At 73.6% G+C, this 16,880-nt stretch carries 18 protein-coding genes; 9 read left to right on the top strand and 9 right to left on the bottom strand.

Annotated elements, in window-relative coordinates; genetic code table 11:
* Positions 1 to 121 precede the first annotated feature (121 nt).
* The 3 genes from HD596_RS48210 (at position 122) to HD596_RS48195 (ending at position 3,749) form a co-directional block, all read left to right on the top strand.
* Positions 122 to 1,072, top strand: a complete 951-nt coding sequence (locus HD596_RS48210) for an acyl-CoA desaturase (RefSeq protein WP_313046407.1) — start codon at positions 122 to 124, stop codon at positions 1,070 to 1,072.
* A gap of 308 nt (positions 1,073 to 1,380) precedes the next feature.
* Positions 1,381 to 2,184, top strand: a complete 804-nt coding sequence (locus tag HD596_RS48200) for a DUF1206 domain-containing protein (RefSeq protein ID WP_185076038.1) — start codon at positions 1,381 to 1,383, stop codon at positions 2,182 to 2,184.
* Positions 2,181 to 3,749 carry a phospholipase D family protein gene (locus HD596_RS48195; RefSeq protein WP_185076037.1) on the top strand — a complete coding sequence of 523 codons (1,569 nt, stop codon included), beginning with the start codon at positions 2,181 to 2,183 and terminating at the stop codon, positions 3,747 to 3,749. The genes HD596_RS48200 and HD596_RS48195 overlap by 4 nt, the downstream gene beginning before the upstream one ends.
* Here HD596_RS48195 and HD596_RS48190 read toward each other — a convergent pair.
* Entirely contained in the window at positions 3,726 to 4,349 is a 624-nt protein-coding gene (locus tag HD596_RS48190; RefSeq protein WP_185076036.1) for a phosphatase PAP2 family protein, read from the bottom strand. The genes HD596_RS48195 and HD596_RS48190 overlap by 24 nt on opposite strands.
* 29 nt (positions 4,350 to 4,378) lie before the next feature.
* Positions 4,379 to 5,104 (bottom strand): phosphatase PAP2 family protein, encoded by a 726-nt coding sequence (locus HD596_RS48185; protein WP_185076035.1) that lies wholly within the window; start codon positions 5,102 to 5,104, stop codon positions 4,379 to 4,381.
* Positions 5,105 to 5,178: 74 nt separating this feature from the next.
* On the opposite strand from HD596_RS48185, the gene HD596_RS48180 reads away from it, so the two are divergent.
* Positions 5,179 to 6,075 carry a diacylglycerol/lipid kinase family protein gene (locus tag HD596_RS48180; RefSeq protein WP_185076034.1) on the top strand — a complete coding sequence of 299 codons (897 nt, stop codon included), beginning with the start codon at positions 5,179 to 5,181 and terminating at the stop codon, positions 6,073 to 6,075.
* A gap of 92 nt (positions 6,076 to 6,167) precedes the next feature.
* Positions 6,168 to 7,928: an FAD/NAD(P)-binding protein gene (locus HD596_RS48175; protein WP_185076033.1), complete on the top strand. Its 1,761-nt coding sequence runs from the start codon at positions 6,168 to 6,170 to the stop codon at positions 7,926 to 7,928.
* A 41-nt stretch (positions 7,929 to 7,969) separates the two neighbouring features.
* Here HD596_RS48175 and HD596_RS48170 read toward each other — a convergent pair whose 3' ends face one another.
* Complete coding sequence (locus tag HD596_RS48170) at positions 7,970 to 8,890, bottom strand: LysR family transcriptional regulator (protein WP_185076032.1); 921 nt, start codon at positions 8,888 to 8,890, stop codon at positions 7,970 to 7,972.
* A gap of 105 nt (positions 8,891 to 8,995) precedes the next feature.
* Here HD596_RS48170 and HD596_RS48165 point away from each other — a divergent pair, with 105 nt between their 5' ends.
* Positions 8,996 to 9,880, top strand: coding sequence for an NAD(P)H-binding protein (locus HD596_RS48165; protein ID WP_185076031.1), 885 nt, complete (start codon positions 8,996 to 8,998; stop codon positions 9,878 to 9,880).
* A gap of 9 nt (positions 9,881 to 9,889) precedes the next feature.
* Here the strand turns inward: HD596_RS48165 and lexA are convergent, their stop codons facing one another.
* Together lexA and HD596_RS48155 are read right to left on the bottom strand one after the other, a co-directional pair.
* Entirely contained in the window at positions 9,890 to 10,558 is a 669-nt protein-coding gene (gene lexA / locus HD596_RS48160) for a transcriptional repressor LexA (RefSeq protein ID WP_446685876.1), read from the bottom strand.
* A complete protein-coding gene (locus HD596_RS48155) occupies positions 10,546 to 11,541 on the bottom strand; it encodes an NADP-dependent oxidoreductase (RefSeq protein WP_246555370.1) in 996 nt (331 codons plus the stop codon). The genes lexA and HD596_RS48155 overlap by 13 nt, the downstream gene beginning before the upstream one ends.
* A 95-nt stretch (positions 11,542 to 11,636) precedes the next feature.
* Between HD596_RS48155 and HD596_RS48150 the strand changes: the two genes are divergently transcribed.
* Positions 11,637 to 12,236: a TetR/AcrR family transcriptional regulator gene (locus HD596_RS48150; RefSeq protein WP_221519931.1), complete on the top strand. Its 600-nt coding sequence runs from the start codon at positions 11,637 to 11,639 to the stop codon at positions 12,234 to 12,236.
* 25 nt (positions 12,237 to 12,261) lie between these two features.
* Here the strand turns inward: HD596_RS48150 and HD596_RS48145 are convergent, their stop codons facing one another.
* Together HD596_RS48145 and HD596_RS48140 are read right to left on the bottom strand one after the other, a co-directional pair.
* On the bottom strand, positions 12,262 to 13,551 hold the full coding sequence (locus HD596_RS48145) for an FAD-binding oxidoreductase (RefSeq protein ID WP_185076029.1): 1,290 nt from the start codon (positions 13,549 to 13,551) through the stop codon (positions 12,262 to 12,264).
* Between the two features lie 250 nt (positions 13,552 to 13,801).
* Entirely contained in the window at positions 13,802 to 14,284 is a 483-nt protein-coding gene (locus HD596_RS48140) for a metallophosphoesterase family protein (RefSeq protein ID WP_185076028.1), read from the bottom strand.
* Between the two features lie 73 nt (positions 14,285 to 14,357).
* Between HD596_RS48140 and HD596_RS48135 the strand changes: the two genes are divergently transcribed.
* Both HD596_RS48135 and HD596_RS48130 read left to right on the top strand, forming a co-directional pair.
* Complete coding sequence (locus tag HD596_RS48135) at positions 14,358 to 15,176, top strand: nucleotidyltransferase domain-containing protein (RefSeq protein WP_313046397.1); 819 nt, start codon at positions 14,358 to 14,360, stop codon at positions 15,174 to 15,176.
* A gap of 29 nt (positions 15,177 to 15,205) precedes the next feature.
* Positions 15,206 to 16,036 (top strand): LLM class flavin-dependent oxidoreductase, encoded by an 831-nt coding sequence (locus HD596_RS48130; RefSeq protein ID WP_185076027.1) that lies wholly within the window; start codon positions 15,206 to 15,208, stop codon positions 16,034 to 16,036.
* Positions 16,037 to 16,042: 6 nt separating this feature from the next.
* Here the strand turns inward: HD596_RS48130 and HD596_RS48125 are convergent, their stop codons facing one another.
* Positions 16,043 to 16,411, bottom strand: a complete 369-nt coding sequence (locus tag HD596_RS48125) for a DUF4180 domain-containing protein (protein WP_185076026.1) — start codon at positions 16,409 to 16,411, stop codon at positions 16,043 to 16,045.
* 65 nt (positions 16,412 to 16,476) lie between these two features.
* Positions 16,477 to 16,869 carry a helix-turn-helix domain-containing protein gene (locus HD596_RS48120; protein WP_185076025.1) on the bottom strand — a complete coding sequence of 131 codons (393 nt, stop codon included), beginning with the start codon at positions 16,867 to 16,869 and terminating at the stop codon, positions 16,477 to 16,479.
* Positions 16,870 to 16,880: the final 11 nt, after the last annotated feature.

Below are 16,880 nucleotides of genomic sequence, written 5' to 3'. Positions count from 1 at the left end.
GAGTGCATTGTTTTGCTTCCGTACGGTAATCACGCCGTTACTGTCAGGACATTGCCGCACTCCATGGGCGTGGCCGTTGAATGAGGAGCCCGATCGTCCTGTATCGCTCATGGGAGGAAACGTGACGTCACCCATGCCGCAGCCGGGCACGGTGGAGACGGTGACGCTCACCACCGGCCGCCGCACCGCCTATCTGGTCGTCCTGGTCGTCCTGCCCGTGCTGCTGCTGGCCCTCGCGGTGCCGGCCGCCTGGGGCTGGGGCATCGGCCCCCGCGACCTGGTCATCGCGGTCGCGATGTACCTGGTGAGCATCTTCGGCATCGCCATCGGCTACCACCGCCTCTTCACCCACCGCGCCTTCAAGGCCAACCGGGCGCTGCGGATCGCGCTCATGCTGGCCGGCGGCATGGCCGTCGAGGGCCCGCTCACGCTGTGGGCCGCCGAGCACCGCCGCCACCACAAGTACGCCGACCGCGAAGGTGACCCGCACTCGCCGTGGCGCTACGGCGACAGCGGCCTGGCGCTGCTGCGCGGCATGCTGCACGCCCACATCGGCTGGTTCTACACGGCCCGTCATCGCTCCAGCCGCCGGCACTGGGTGCCGGACCTGCTGGCCGACCCGGACGTGCGGCGTTTCGACGCCGCCTACCCGGCGGTCGTGCTCCTGTCGTTCGCGCTCCCGGCCGCCGCCGGCGGGCTGTGGTCGATGTCGTGGCCGGGAGCGTGGAGCGGGCTCCTGTGGGGCGGCCTGGTCCGCTACGCCGTGGTGCACCACGTCACCTGGTCGGTGAACTCGATCGCCCACACCTTCGGCGACCGCCCGTTCCGCACCCGGGACCGCTCGTCCAACGTGTGGTGGGTGGCGATGCTGACGCTCGGCGAAGGCTGGCACAACTGGCACCACGTGGAGCCGACCTGCGCCCGGCACGGCGTGCTCAAGGGGCAGCTCGACCCCAGCGCGCGGCTGATCCGCTGGTTCGAGCGGGCGGGCTGGGCCCACGGCGTACGCTGGCCGAACCCCGACCGCCTGACGTCCCACCGCGCCGACGACAGTCCCGGCTCCCTGCCCTGACGCTGGGGCTCAGCGGCCCAGGACGGTAACCCGCGGGCCTTGCACGCCAGGTGATCCATGGGATTTCCTGGCCGGATGAGCGCCGAGCCGTCGTGGGTGAGGGCCTGGACGGGTGGCCTGCCCGCCGTTCACGTCGGCGACGCCGCCCCCATGGTCTCCGCCGCCAGGCCGCCCGATCTCGATCTCGGCGAGTGATCTCGGTTTCCGGCGGCCCGCCTGCCGGCGTCGCCGCCGGTCGCGGCGGGTGAAGGTCTACGACGCGCGATTCGGGGCAGTTCGCCGGTCTTGACGAGCTCTTGGGAGAAGTCATGACCGAAGCTGAAGCCAAAGCCAAAGCCAAAGCACGACAGGCGGCCGACAGCCCCGCCATGGACAAGCTGGCGCGGGTCGGGCTGGTCTGCCGCGGCGTGCTGTACGGGCTGATCGGGGTGCTGGCCGTCCAGATCGCGTTCGGGGACGGCGGGCGGCAGGCCGACAAGAACGGGGCGATCAGCACCGTCGCGTCGTTGCCGTTCGGGGCCGTGCTCTTGTGGATCATGGTCGTCGGGTTCGCCGCCCTGACCGTGTGGCAGGCGTCGGAGGCGATCTTCGGCGCCCACAGGCTCAAGGACCGGGTGGAGCCGATCGCCCGGGTCGCGGTCTACGTGTTCGTGTGCTCCACGCTGCTGACCATGCTGCTGACGCACAAGACCACCTCCGACGACCAGCGGACCCAGGACCTCACGGGCAAGCTTCTCGAGCTGCCCGGCGGGCAGGTCGTCGTGGGCGCGATCGGGCTCGGCATCATCGCGCTCGGCGTCTATTGGCTGCGGTACGGCATCAGGAAGGAGTTCCGCAAGGAGCTCAGGCCGATGCCGAGCAGGGCCGGCTCGGTGATGGACCGGCTCGGGCTCGCCGGCTACCTCGCACGCGGGCTGATCGCCGGGCTGGCCGGCGTCTTCGTGGTCCAGGCGGCCATCACCTTCGACCCGGACAAGGCCGGGGGCATCGACGCCACGCTCAGGGCGTTCGCCGACACTCCGGCCGGGCCCTGGCTGCTGGTGGTGGTGGCCCTCGGGCTGCTGCTGTTCGCCGGATACTGCTTCGGAGAGGCGCGCTGGCGGCGTACATGAGGCTGGACGACTGGTTCCTCACCGGCCCGGAACGCGGGAACGACGCGACCAAGCTCGAGCCCTGGACGGAGGGCAACCTGGTGCGCCCGCTCGTCCACGGCGCCACCTACTTCGCCGAGCTCGCCGCGTGCCTGGCCGGCCTGGGCAAGGACGACCTGCTGCTGTTCACCGACTGGCGCGGCGACCCCGACGAGCGGCTCACGCCGGACGGCCCCGGGGTGGCGGCCGCGATGGCGCGGGCGGCCGAGAGGGGAGCCCTGGTACGAGGGCTGATCTGGCGCTCGCACCTGGACTTCCTGCGCTTCAGCTCGGCCGAGAACCGGCACCTCGGCGAGGAGATCGAGGCGGCCGGCGGGCAGGCGCTGCTCGACACCCGGGTGCGGCGTGGGGGCTCGCACCACCAGAAGTTCGTCGTCCTGCGCCACGACCGGCGCGACAACGGGGGCCCGGACCGGGACGTGGCGTTCGTCGGCGGCATCGACCTGTGCCACAGCCGCCGCGACGACGCCGAGCACCTGGGCGACCCGCAGGCGGCGCCGATGCCCGGCGCGTACGGCGATCGCCCGCCGTGGCACGACGTCCAGGTGGCGATCAGGGGCCCGGCGGTGGCCGAGGTGGAGAAGGTCTTCTGCGAGCGCTGGGAGGACCCGGCGCCGGAGACCCGCCAGCCGTTCAGGCGGCTGCGTGACCGCCTGAGCCGGATGGCCGACGTGCCGCCGCTGCCGGAGCCCGGCCCCGCGCCGGCGGCGGCCGGCACGCACGCCGTGCAGCTCCTGAGGACCTATCCCCACCTGCGCCACGCCTACCCGTTCGCGCCGGAGGGCGAGCGCAGCGTGGCCAGGGCGTACCGCAAGGTCCTGACGCGGGCGAGATCGCTGGTCTACCTGGAGGACCAGTACCTGTGGTCCACGGAGGTGATCGAGCCGTTCGCCCAGGCGCTGGAGCGCGAGCCGGGCCTGCGCATGATCATCGTGGTGCCCCGCCATCCCGACCAGGACGGCTGGCTGGCCGGCCCGGCCAGCCTGATCGGCAGGTCGGAAGCGCTGGCCAGGCTGATGCGGGCGGGCGACGGCCGGGTCGCGATCTACGATCTGGAGAACCACCGGGGCACGCCGGTGTACGTGCACGCCAAGGTCTGCGTGGTCGACGACGTGTGGGCGAGCGTCGGCTCCGACAACGTGAACCTGCGCTCGTGGACGTTCGACTCCGAGCTGAGTTGCGCCGTGCTCGACGCCGAGCCCGATCCGCGTCCGCCCTCGGGGGCCCGCAGGTTCGCCAGGGAGCTCCGGCTCACGCTGGCCGCCGAGCACCTGGACCGCGACCCCGGCGACCTGGACGATCTGCTCGACCCGGAGAGCGCCTACGAGGCGTTCGCCGAGTCCGCCGCGCGGCTGGAGGCCTGGCACCGGGACGGCTGCCGGGGGCCCCGCCCGCCGGGACGGCTGCGCCCGCACCCGCGACCCGGGCTCGGCCGGGTCCGCCGGGCGCTGGCCATGCCGCTGTACCGGAGCGTCGTGGACCCCGACGGCCGGCCCGCGCGGTTACGCCGATCGAACGAGTTCTGAGCGCTGCCGCCGCCGCTCGCGCGCGTACAGGATCGCGCGGGCGGCCATGACGACGCAGCCCACGCCGAGCAGCGTGCCCCAGAGCACGTCGCTGACGAAGTGCATGCCGCGGTACAGGCGCGACAGGCCGACCGCGAGCGGGGCGGCGATCCCGAGCGCCCAGATCAGCACCTGGAGCGCTCTGTTGCGGACATGCGTGCTCAGGACGAGCGCCATCCCGCAGTAGAACGCGACGGCGGCGCTGACGTGCCCCGACGGGAAGCTGGAGGTGGGCGGGGCCGGGTCGATGTGCTGTACGGGCGGCCGGTGCCGGCCGACGGCCTCGGTGGTGGCCAGGAAGATGAGGGACTGGCTCCAGACGGCCGCGACGAGGAAGATCGACTCGCGCCAGCGCCGGTAGACCAGTCTGAAGACGATCGCGGCGATCGCGGTGAGCGCCACGATGTACGGGGTGTCCGACAGGCTGCTGCCCAGGTCGGTGAGCGTGTTCCACAGCGGGGTGCGGCCGGCGGCCAGGCTCCGGCTCACCGACGCCTCACCGGTTGGCCAGGCGAGGATCGCCCTGCCCACGCCGTACGTCACGGCGGCCATCAGGATCATCGGCAGCAAGATCGATAACGCGTAACGTTTCACTTCTGCTCATCGCTCGCTTTCACGAACTCGGGTTCCACTCCCTCGACCGGCGGCGAGGCGGGCCTGCGTCCCTGCTCGCGCCGCCACGTCTCGAACGCCGCCGCCGTCGCGGCGATCACGGCCACGCCCAGCACGATCCCGGCGACCACGTCGCTCACCCAGTGCACGCCGAGCGCGATCCTCGTGTAGCCGACGGACAGCACCAGGAAGCACGCGACGGCCCACGCCACCACCCGCCCCCACCGAGGCAGCAGGGGCAGGACGAGCAGGACGAGCACGCCCGCGCCGAGCGTCACGTTCACCGCGTGGCCCGACGGGAAGGAGTCGCCCGGCGCCAGCGCGACGGGGTCCGGGAGGTGCGGCCTGGCCCGGGCCACGACGATCTTGAGTGCCAGGCCGAGCAGCCCGCCCACCGTGATGGTGGTGACCGCCCAGATGGCCAGCCTCGGCGCGCCCTTGTACAGCAGCCAGCCGGCGTACGCGATGACCGCGACGCGCCACGGCCACGGCCCGAACAGGTCAGTCCACACGATGAGGAACGTGGTCACCTCGGGATGGGTGAGCGCGTACGCGTGCAGATGTCGCGCGGCCTCCGCGTCCAGCCCGTTGACGGGCATCTTGGCCACGACGAGCAACAGGGTGAACGGGATCATGAGGAGTGCCACCGCCAGGCTGGCGAGCGCCAGTCGCAGTCCCAGCCTGCGGTCGCCGTGGATACTCATTCGCGCACGGCTACCCCGGCGCGCGGGATTGATTCCTCCGCCTGAAATCCGGTGCCCGGGGTAGTCCCGAACGCATGTCCCCCATCGTGGCGGTCGTCGCGCACCGCAAGAAGACCCTAGGCGCCGGCCTGGACAGATTACGCGTGCTCATCACCGAAGAGGGCGCCGGCGAGCTCCTCTGGTACGAGGTGCCCAAGAGCAGGAAGGCGCCCAAGAAGGTCAGGCAAGCCCTCGACCGGGGCGCCGAGCTGGTGTTCGTCTGGGGTGGCGACGGCATGGTGCAGCGCTGTGCCGACGCGATGGCCGGCTCCGGCGTGCCGATGGCCGTGCTCCCCGCCGGGACGGCGAACCTGTTCGCCGCCAACCTCGGCATCCCCGCCGACCTCGACGAGGCGGTGCGGATCGGCTTCCACGGCCGGCGGGAGAAGCTGGACCTGGGGGTGCTCAACGGCGAGCACTTCGCGGTGATGGCGGGGGCTGGGTTCGAGGCCGAGATGATCGCCGACGCCGGCGGGCGGGCCAAGAAGCGGCTCGGCAAGCTGAGCTACGTCAAGGCGGCCGTCCGGCACGTCGGCGAGCCGCTGGTGCCGATGACGGTCAAGATCGACGGGACGACCTGGTTCGAGGGCCGGGCGAGCTGCCTGCTGCTGGGCAACGTGAGCAGGATCGCCGGCGGCGTCCAGGCGTTCGATGACGCGCGGCCGGACGACGGCTGGCTGGAGGTCGGCGTCTCGACCGCCAGGGGGCCGCTCGAATGGGGGCGGGTGATCGGCAGGATGGCCGCGGGACGCTCCGACGACTCGCCGTTCGTCCGGATCACGCGGGCCAGGAAGGTGTCGGCCCGGTTCGGGGTGCCGCTGAGGTACGAGCTCGACGGCGGGGAGCGCGAGCCCACCAGCCGGCTCAAGGCCAAGGCCGTCGCGGGCGCGCTCACGGTGTGCCTGCCGCCGGACGAGCACCGGCCGGGTTGACGATCTTTCCCGTAATCCCTACTGTTAATGTAGGTATTAGCGCTCCGCCGGGGGAGGTGTCCCGGCGGACCCCGGTCTGGGCGGGAGGGGCGATGCGGCGCGCAACCACGGGAGAGCGGGGCGGGGTCGGGGTGAGCGCTGTCGCGGTGATCGGGGCCGGTCCCACGGGGACGTCCGTCGTGGAGCGGATCTGCGCCAACGCCCCCGAACTGCTCGGAGACCATCAGCTGGACGTGCACGTGGTGGACCCGTACCCGCACGGCGCGGGCCGGGTCTGGCGCGCGGGCCAGCCTGACCTGCTGTGGGCCAACTCGGCGGCCGCCGACATCACGGTCTTCACCGACCGGTCGGTGCGCTGCGAGGGCCCGCTCCGCCCCGGGCCGTCGCTGGCCGAGTGGCTCGGGAGCGAGCCCGGGTACTTCGCGCCGCGCCCGGTCCTCGGCCGCTATCTCTCCTTCGCCTTCGGGCAGGTGGTGCGGACCGCGCCGCCCAACGTACGGGTGCGCCTGCACCGGGCCGCCGCGGTCGGCCTGACCGACGTGCGCGGGGGCCAGCGGGTGGAGCTGTCCGGCGGGGGAGCGCTGGAGGTGGACGCGGTGGTGCTCGCACAGGGCCACCTGGGCGCGCTGCCCTCGCCGCCGGAGGTGGAGGAGCTCGCCTTCGCCGCCCGGCACGGCCTGGCCTACCTCCCCGCCGGGTACGCCGCCGACCTCGACCCGGGCGTGGTCCCGGCCGGGGAGCCGGTGCTCGTACGGGGCGCCGGGCTGGCGTTCGCCGACCTGCTGGCGCTGCTCACGTCGGGACGCGGCGGGCGCTTCACCGAACACGGCGGCGAGCTGCGCTACGTGCCCGGCGGGTCGGAGCCGCACCTGTACGTGGGGTCGCGCAGGGGAGTGCCGTACCACGCCAAGATCGGCTACCGGCTCGCCGCGCCGCCGCCCGGCCTGCCCAGGTTCGTCACCCCGGGCACGCCTGCCGGGGAGCTGCGGCGGGCGGTGGCCAAGGAGCTGGCGTACGCGTACTACTTCGAGCTGTTCAACGGGCACCCGTCGCGCACGCGGATGGGCTGGGACGCCTTCGAGCCCGCCTTCGCGGCGGCCGAGTGGGGCACGAAGGAGATGCGCGCGCTCGTCACCAGGTCGGTGCCGCGCTTCGCCGACCGGCTGCAACTGGACCGGCTGGAACGGCCGCTGCGCGGGATGCGCTTCGGCGACCTCGCCGGGCTGGGCCGGTGGATGGCCGGCTACCTGACGGCCGGCCTGGAGCGGCGGGCCGACCCGGCGCACAGCGCGGACCTGGCCCTGATCCACGGCCTGAACGCGCTGCGCGGGGTGGTGCCGGCGGATCCCTGGTTCCAGGGCCTGTACAACTACCTCGCCAGCGGCCCGCCCGCCTCCCGGCTGGCCGAGCTGCGGGCGCTGGCGCGGGCCGGCGTGGTCACGTTCCTGGGCGAGGGCATCCGGGTCGGGCGGGACGAGCGGGCGGGGGTCTGGCGGGCGGTCAGCGCGAGCGTGCCCGGCGCGGTGGCGGCGCGGGCGCTGGTGGAGGCCCGGTTGCCGGAGCCGACCGTGGCCCGCAGCACCGACCCGCTCCTCGGCGCGCTCTTCGCCCGGGGCGAGTGCCGCGAGGAGTCCGGGCTCCTGGACGTGCGCCTCCCGGACCGCCGCCTCGTCGCCCGCACCGGCGCCGTCCACCCCCGCCGCTTCGCCCTCGGCCCGTGGACCGCGGGCGGCCCCGGCACGGCCGGCTTCGCCCGCCCGGGCGCCGACGCCCCACTGTTGCGCCAGGCCGACGCCCTGGCCCGCACCCTCCTGAGCGTCACGGCCGCCGCCCGCCTCCGCCCGGCGGCCTAGGGAGCCGCCGCAGCCGGCGGCGAGCGGGGCGAGGCGTGGTTCTAGCTCGTGGCGGGCTGGGGCGCCCGCTCGTCCGCCGGATGCGCAGCGGTGGCAGCGGCGGTGGCGGTGGCCGTGCGGACGAAGGCGGCGACGGCCGGTGAGCGGCTGTGGTGCGGCCAGGCCAGGGTGAGGGTGAGCGGCGGCAGATCGCTGACCGTCCGGTACGCGATGCCGGGCCGGGGGTGGCGCGGCGCGACCGAGGCCGGCGGGAACCAGACGATGCTGCCCACCTCGACCAGGTTGAAGATCTCTGCCAGGTCCAGGCGTCTCGGCCGGGCCCCGGCCGTCGCCGGACAGGCTTCCCGGCCGTCGGCGGGCGTCCCGTCGGGGAGGACCCTGCCGGCCAGGTCGGCCAGGCGCAGGCACGAGCGGGCGGACAGCGGATCCGAGGCCGCCAGCGCGACCAGCCGCGGCTCGGTCAGCAGCGGCTCGACGTCCAGCCCATGCACGTCAAAGGGTTCGTCAACGGCAGCGGGCACCAGGGCGACGTCCGCGCGACCGTCGCGCAACGCCGTCACCTGCTCCCCCTTTCCGCCCAGCACGAGCTCCACCGGCAGGGCGGCCGCCTCGCGCTGGTACGCGGCGAGGATCCGCGGCAGCAGCCCGCCGTCGTAGTCGGCCTTCAGCGCCAGGCGCAGCCCCGGCTCGGACCGCCCGGCGTGCCGGGCCCGCCGGGCGGCCGCGGTCACCGCGTCGAGCGCGATCCGGGCGTCACGCAGCAGGGTCTCGCCGGCGGGGGTGAGCGCGACGTGGCGCGTGGTGCGCTCCAGCAGCGGCACGCCGAGCTGCCGCTCCAGGGCCCGGATCGCGCGGGACAGCGGCGGCTGCGCCATGCCGAGCCGCTCCGCCGCGCGTCCGAAGTGCAGCTCCTCGGCGACGGCCACGAAATAGCGGAGCTGCCGGACCTCCAGGTCATTCATACCTCGACAGTATCAATGGCGATCGAATCGGTCCTTCAGGTCTGCCGCGGCGCCGGGTTGACTGGCTCCCGTCCTTCCCGTCGACACTTCCCTCAAGGGGTTTTCATGATCGTCGTCACCGCGCCCACCGGCAAGATCGGCCGCCAGGTCCTCGACCGCCTCATGGCCGCCGGCGCGCCCACCCGGGTGATCGCGCGCGACCCCGCCCGGCTCCCGGCCGCGGTGCACGCGTACGCCGAGGTCGTCGTGGGCACGCACCGCGACCTCGACGTGGTCACCAAGGCGTTCGCCGGCGCCCGCACCGTCTTCTGGCTGGTGCCGTCCGACCCGCGCTCCTCGAGCGTCGAGGCCGCCTACGTCGGCTTCAGCCGCCCCGCGTGCGAGGCCATCGTCGCCCAGGGGGTCGAGCGGGTGGTCGGGGTCTCGGCCCTGGGCCGCGGGACGGCGGTGGCCGGGAACGCCGGGTACGTGACGGCGTCCCTCGCCATGGACGACCTGATCGCGAGCACGGGCGTGAACTACCGGGCGCTGGCGATGCCCTCGTTCATGGACAACCTGCTGCGCCAGATCGAGCTGATCAGGAACCGGTCCATGTTCACCTCGCCGATCTCCGGCGACCACAAGGCTCCGAGCTGCGCCACCCGCGACATCGCCGCGGTCGCCGCCGGCCTGCTGCTCGACGACACCTGGAGCGGCGTCGAGGAGGTTCCGGTGCTCGGCCCCGAGGACCTCTCCTTCGAGGACATGGCGCGGATCATGTCCGAGGTGCTGGGCCGGCCGATCCGCTTCGAGCGGCTGTCGGGCGAGGCGTTCAGGTCCGGGCTGGTCGAGGGAGGGATGTCCGAAGCCATGGCCCAGGGGATGCTCGACATGGCGCTGGCCAAGGACGCCGGCCTCGACAACGGCGCCGTCCGCACGTCGCGGGCGAGCACCCCCACCACCTTCCGCCAGTGGTGCGAGGACGTGCTCAAGCCGGCCGTCCTCGCCTGACGGGGGCGCTCACACGCTGCGCAGGACCGAGACCACGATGCCCAGCACCACGGCGCCGTCGCCGTCGATGACGTCGTAGGCGGGGTTGCGCGGTTCGAGGAAGACGTGCCCGTCGCGCCGGCGGAACACCTTGACCGTGGCCTCCCCGTCGATCATCGCGGCGACGATCTGGCCCGAGTGGGCCTCGGGCTGCTGCCGTACCACGACCATGTCGCCGTCGCAGATCGCGGCGTCGATCATCGAATCGCCCCGCACGCGCAGGGCGAACACGGTGCCGCGCCCGGTCAGGTCGCGGGGCAGGGTGAGGGTGTCGTCCACGTGCTCGTCGGCCAGGATGGGAGCGCCCGCGGCGATGTCGCCGACCACGGGCACGCTCACCACGTCGCCGGCGGGCTCCGGCGCCGCGGCCCGCAGGAACAGCCGCACGTCGATCGGCCGGGTCATGGTCGCGCCCCGGCGCAGGAACCCCTTGTCCTCCAGGCTCTTCAGGTGCTTCGACACCGAGGAGGACGACCGCAGCCCGACCGCGCGGCCGATCTCGCGCGTGCCCGGGGGATAGCCGTACCTGACCACCCAGTCGCGGATCATGGCCAGGATCCGCTGCTGGCGCGGCGGCAGGGCCGAGAAGTCCAGGTACTCGAACGCGTCGGGATCGTCGTAGGTGGTCACCTGCGAAATGCTAGAGGCAGGCCCGCCTGGGCGGTCACCTGGAGCACGATCTTGCCCTGGATGTGTCCCTGTTCGGCCCGTTCGTGCGCCCTGGCCGCGTCCCTGAGCGGGAAGACGGAGTCGATGCCGACCCGGAGGCGGCCCTCGTCCATCAGCCGGGCCAGCTCCGCCAGCTGCGCCCCGTCCGAGCGCACCTGGCCCCCGCGCTTCTCGATGCCCCGCCGGGCCATCTCCTCCTCGCCGTACTGCCCGAGGAAGACGGGGCTGTAGACGCCGCCGTCCCTGATCGCCGGCAGCAGCCGGTACGCCTCGGGCCCGCCGACGCCGTCGAGCACGTAGTCCACGTCCCGCACCACCTCTCCGGCGGCGGCCCGCGTGTAGTCGACGAACTCGGCCACCCCCAGATCCTTCAGGAACGCCTCGTGGCGCCCTGAGGCGACGCCGATCACGTGGCAGCCGGCGTCGACGGCGAGCTGCACGGCGAAGTGCCCCACGCCGCCGGCCGCGCCGTTGACGAGCACCCGGCTGCCCGGTTCGAGCTTGATGTAGTCGAACAGGAACTGGTACGCCGTGAGCCCCGCCATCGGCACGCCCGCCGCCTGCAGGTGATCGGCGGACGCGGGCTTCCTGGCCAGGTCTGCGACGGGCGCGGTGGTGTACTCGGCGTAGGCCCTGGCGTCCAGGCTCGGGAAGCGGAGCAGCCCGAACACCTCGTCCCCCACCTGCCACTCGGTGACGCCGGGCCCGAGCGCGGCCACGACGCCCGACACGTCGGTCCCCGGCGTGAACGGCAGGGGCACCTCCGGCCGCATGCCCTCGGGGATGTCGGCGAAGCCCTTGCGGGCGTACCAGTCCGGCGGGTTCATCCCGGCGGCGTGGACGCGGACCAGGACCTCGCCGGGCCCCGGCTCGGGCCGGGCGATCTCCTCGTACACGAGCACCTCTGGGCCGCCCTGGGCGTGGAGGCGCACGGCATGCATGGTCGCGGGCATGGGTTCTCCCAACGGAATCGGCCCCGATATGATTCGGAGCAGTGCTCCGGATCATAACTGGAGCACTGCTCCACTTGTCAACGGAAGGACCGTGCATGCCGGGCGAATCACCGGATACCGCCGCGCCGAAAACCTCCCCCGAGCTGCGCGCCGACGCGCGGCGCAACCGGGAGCGCATCCTCGCCGTGGCGCGGGTCGTCGTCGAGGAGCAGGGGACCGAGGCGTCCCTGCGCGACATCGCCCGGCGCGCGCAGGTCGGGCTCGGGACGCTCTACCGGCACTTCCCCACCCGGGAGGCGCTGCTGGAGGCGCTGCTGCGGCAGAACTTCGACCGGCTCGCCGCGCGGGCGCAGGCCCTGGGCGAGAGCGAGGCGCCGTACGAGGCGCTGGTGGCGTTCCTGGGGGACCTCATCGGGGGCGCGGGCGCCTACCGGGGGCTGGCCGCGTCGATGATGGCCACGATCAGCGACGAGGAGTCCCCGCTGCACGCGTCGTGCGCGGCGATGCGCTCGGCGGCCGGCCACCTCCTGGAACGCGCCCAGGCGGCCGGGCGCATCCGGGCCGACGTCGACGGGACGGACGTGTTCGCGCTGGTCAACGCGCTCAGCTGGATCACCGACCAGGCGCCGTCCCTCGCCTCGCGCCGCGACCACCTCTTCGCGCTCGTCATGTCCGGCCTCGCCCCGCCGTCATGAAACAGGGGGCGGTTCTGGCTCATGCTCAACGGGTGACGTGGCCGACGCGGAAGAAGCCGTCCGGGTCGTAGGCCCGCTTGACCTCGCGCAGCCGCCGGAAGTCGCCGCGCGTGAACGCCGCCGCCGTCCTGGCGGGGTCGGCCAGGAAGTTGAGGAACGTCCCGCCACTGGCGTAGGGGCGCAGCTCCTCCGCCAGCCCCGGCACGACGGTGTCCACGATGACCGACAGCTTCGTGCCGCGGTGGCTGACCGGGCCGGCGTCCTGCCCCGGGCGGGCCATGGCGCCGCCCCAGTGGCGGATCTCCACGGTCTGCGCGTGCCGCGCGGCCCGCACCAGCGTGCCGATCACCTCGTCGGGCACCGTCTCGAACATGTCCATGTGCCGGTTGGGCGTGCCGCCCATGGAGGTGGCCGCGTACGTGCTGGGGCGCGTCTCGTCCAGCAGCGCCGGACCGGCCGCCCGCCACAGCGGCGCGAGCAGCCGCCTGGCCTCCTCGGCCTCGCCGGCGTGCACCACCTTCACCATGACGACGTGCCTGCCGCGCACCGCCTCCGGCGCGTCCTCGGGCATCCGCCTGAGCACCACCGCCGTGCTGATCTCGTCGGGGGCGTCCTCGATCCAGCTCCGGTACGCGGCCAGCGTCTCGGCCGCCGCCTCGATCGGGAAGTACGCGAACCCCGAGAACACCCGCTCGACCGGGTGGAGGCGGAACTCCAGCGAGGTGACGACGCCGAACCCGCCACCGCCGCCGCGCAGCGCCCAGAACAGCTCGGGGTGGCTGTCCGCGCTCGCCACGACGTGCCGGCCGTCGGCCAGCAGCACCTCGGCGCGCACCACGCTGTCGGCCGCGAACCCGTGCTTGCGCGCCAGCCACCCGAGCCCGCCGCCGAGCGTGTAGCCGGTGACGCCGACCGACGGCGACGACCCCGACAGCGGCGCCAGCCCGAACGGCGCGGCGGCCGCGACCACCTCGCCCCAGAGCGCCCCCGGCCCCACCCGGGCGATCCGCCGGTCCGGGTCCACCAGGACCGAGGCCATGGGGGAGGTCCTGACCAGGACGCCGCCGTCGCACGCCTCGTGGGTGCCGTGCCCGGTCGCCTGCACCGCGAACGGCACCCCGTGCTGCCGCGCCGCCAGCAGCGCGCCGCGCAGGTCCGCCACGCCGTACGCCTCGGCCACCAGGGCCGGGCGGGCGTCCACGCGCGGGTTGAGCGAGCGGCGCAGCTCGTCGTAACCGGCCTCGCCCGGCAGGTGCACGGTCCCGGCGAACCCGGGGAGCGCGATCTCGTCCTGGATGGTGTACGGCTGGCTCATCTCTCGGCCCTTCTCTCCTGTGATCTGGGATCACTGTGCTGGAGGGCGCTTACGGCTTCGTTCCCGTCGACTTACCGCGGCCCTTAAGTCCCGAGGATCCTCGCAAGCGGCGGTGACAGAATCCGCCCGCCGTCTCCGCCTCCGGTACGCCGCCGGACGTACGGTCCCGCGCGCCGCCGCCCCCCGCACTACACCGCCGGTCGTACGGCCGGACTGATCCGGCTTCCCGGAGCGGGCCGCGACGACGTCGTCAGGTGACGGGCACGATCTCGGCGCCGGTCAGGACGCCGTTGTGGATGGTGAGCAGGCCCAGCGTGCCGTGCGGCTGGCGGCGGCGGTCGGTGGGGGAGCCGGGGTTGAAGATGCGCAGGCCGCCGCCCGACTCGTCCAGCGGGATGTGCGAGTGGCCGAAGACGACCAGGTCCGCCTGAGGGAAGCGGCGCCGCAGGCGGTCCAGGCGCCCCTTGGCCGGGCCGCTGTCGTGGATCATGCCGATCCGCAGCCCGTCCAGGGTCAGCTCCAGCGTCTCCGGCGCCACCACGTCCGGGCCGTCGTTGTTGCCCTTCACCACGTGAACCGGGGCGTAGGCGGCCAGTTCGTCCAGCACGGAGGCCACGCAGACGTCGCCCGCGTGCAGGATGACGTCCGCGCCGCGCAGGTGCTCGGCGACGCGGGGCGGGCAGGAACGCCAGCGCCTGGGCGCGTGCGTGTCCGACAACGCGACGACTCTCACGACCCCTTCCCTGCCCACTCCTCACTCGCGGTACCTCGCCCGGGAGCGCCCCGGGGCGTTCTAAGATCGACCCGTGCAGGAGCCGGACATTCACGCCATAGCCGCCCGACTGGTCGAGGTGCCCGGGGTGGTGGCCGTCGTCCTGGGCGGGAGCCGGGCGCGCGGCACGCACCGCCCGGACTCCGACATCGACCTCGGCCTCTACTACCGGGGCCCGCTCGACGTGGCCGGCCTGCGCGCCCTGGCGCGGGAGGTGACGGGCGAGCCGGCCGAGGTGACCGAGCCGGGCGGCTGGGGGCCGTGGGTGGACGGCGGCGGCTGGCTCACCGTGGACGGCCTGCGGGTCGACTGGATCTACCGCGACCTCGACCGCGTCCACCGCGTCTGGGACGACTGCCGCCAGGGCCGCTACGAGGTCGGCTTCCAGAACGGCCATCCCCTCGGCTTCTACTCCCACGCCTACGCCGGCGAGGTCGCCCTGTGCCAGGTCCTCGCCGACCCCACCGGCGAGCTCACCGCCCTGCGGCGGGACATCGCCGCCGCGTACCCGCCCGCGCTGCGCCAGGCCCTGATCGGGGCGCTGGGGCAGGCCGACTTCGCCCTGATGATCGGCGGCTACGGCGCCAAGGGCCGGGACCCGGTGTACGCGGCCGGCGCGCTGTTCCGCGCCGTCGGCGTCGCCTGCCACGCCCTGCACGCCGCCGACGGCGCCTGGCTGATCAACGAGAAGGGCATGGTCGCCTCGGCGGCCCGGCTCCCGTCCGCCCCGCCCGGCTTCGGCGAGCGGGCCCAGGCGCTGCTGGCGGAGGTGGGGCGCACCCCGCAGGAGATCGCCCGTACGATCGACGCCGCGGCGGGCCTCGTGGCCGACGTTCGAGCCGCCTGCGGCTGACGCGGTGATCGCTGGGATAGCCTGACCCGGTGCGCATAGGTGTGAACGTCCCCAATTTCGGCCCCGGCACCAACCCCGACGTGCTGCGCAGCTGGGCGCAGACGGTCGAGGGGCTCGGATACGACCTGCTCATGGTCTCCGACCATGTGGCGATCACCCCCGACGTCGCCAAGCAGTATCCCGCGCCGTTCTACGAACCGTTCACGACGCTGGCCTGGCTCGCCGGCGCTACCACCCGGATCGGGATCGGCACCACGGTGCTCATCGTGCCCTACCGCCACCCGCTGCTCGTCGCCCGCATGGCGGCCAACCTCAACGACCTCAGCGGCGGGCGGCTGGTGCTGGGCGTGGGGATCGGGTGGGCGCGGCAGGAGTTCGAGGCGCTCGGGGCGGCGTACGAGCGGCGCGGCAAGGTGACCGACGAGTACCTCGCCGCCATCCGCGCGGCCTGGGCCGACGAGGGCGACTACCGCTCGGGCGGCGTGCCGATCTGGGTCGGCGGCGGCAGCGAGGCGGGGCTGCGCAGGGCGGTGCGCTACGGCGAGGGATGGCACCCGCTGCGGAACACCCTGCCCTGGCTGCGCGAGCACTGGTCGCGCCTGAAGGAGATCGCCGCCGAGGAGGGCCGGCCGGTGCCCGCCCTGGCGCCCAGGATTCTGCTGCGGATCACCGACGCGCCGCCGGCGGAGCGGCGCGCCGGCGAGGGCACGATCGAGCAGGTCATGGCCGACCTGGAGGAGCTGCGGGGGCTCGGCGCGGAGACGGTCGTCCTCGACCCGTTCCACACCGACCCGGACGAGACGCGGCACCCCGAGGCGGCCTGGGAGATGCTCGCCGCCGTGGCCGCCCGCCGCGGCTGAGGCGCCTCAGGACCGGCCCGCGGGATCCTCGCGGGCCGGCAGCCGGGCCGCCAGCTCCTCCAGGTCGCCGACGAACCAGAGGTGCCCGCCCCGGTTCGACTCGAACACCCAGTCGCGCAGCGCCGAGCTGGCGGCGGTGAAGCGGGAGATGTCCCCGACGACGGCCAGGCCGACGCGGTAGTTGACGAACTTCTGCGCGATCTCGCCCGCCACGCCCGTGCGCAGCGCGAAGAAGTCGTCGTGCAGCCGCTCGGCGGGGACGGCCACCCAGGTGGCGCCCCTGCCGAAGGCCTCGCCGAGGAGGTCGAGCGCGTCGCGGGTCTCGCGCAGCGGCTCGCCGTGCGGCTCGCAGACGTATACGCGGTCGTCAAGCATGTGCGGTCTCCAGGAAGTTCATGATCTCTTGAATGTGGGCGGGGAGCATCCCGATCGCGGGCGCCTCACTCCCGCACCAGCGCGTCGACGATCCTCAGGACCTGGGCGCTGTCCTCCAGCCCGCCCAGCACGATGACCTTCAGGTGCTCGCGCTCCTCGTCGTAGACGAACTCCACGTGCAGGCCATGGGGCCGGCCGGCCAGCGACCCCAGGACCATCGTGCTGACCCGGTCCATGTCGCCCCTGGCGATGCCGTCGATCTGCACGATGCTCGACGCCTCCGCGCGGCGGGTCGCGCCGAGCGGCGTGCCGGTGAAGGCCGCCAGGTCCTCCTTGGCGATCCGGTACTGCTTGCCGATGCGCACGGCCGGCAGCCGCCCGTCGCGTACGTAATTGCGGACGGTCTTGACGTGCAGCCCCAGCAGTGACGCCACCTGTTCGACGGTGTAATGCTCCATATCGCTCCCTA

The sequence above is a fragment of the Nonomuraea jabiensis genome (assembly GCF_014204795.1).
Classification (GTDB): domain Bacteria; phylum Actinomycetota; class Actinomycetes; order Streptosporangiales; family Streptosporangiaceae; genus Nonomuraea; species Nonomuraea jabiensis.
Note: the sequence above shows the minus strand (reverse complement) of the source record. Positions and strands in the feature narration are given on the sequence as shown.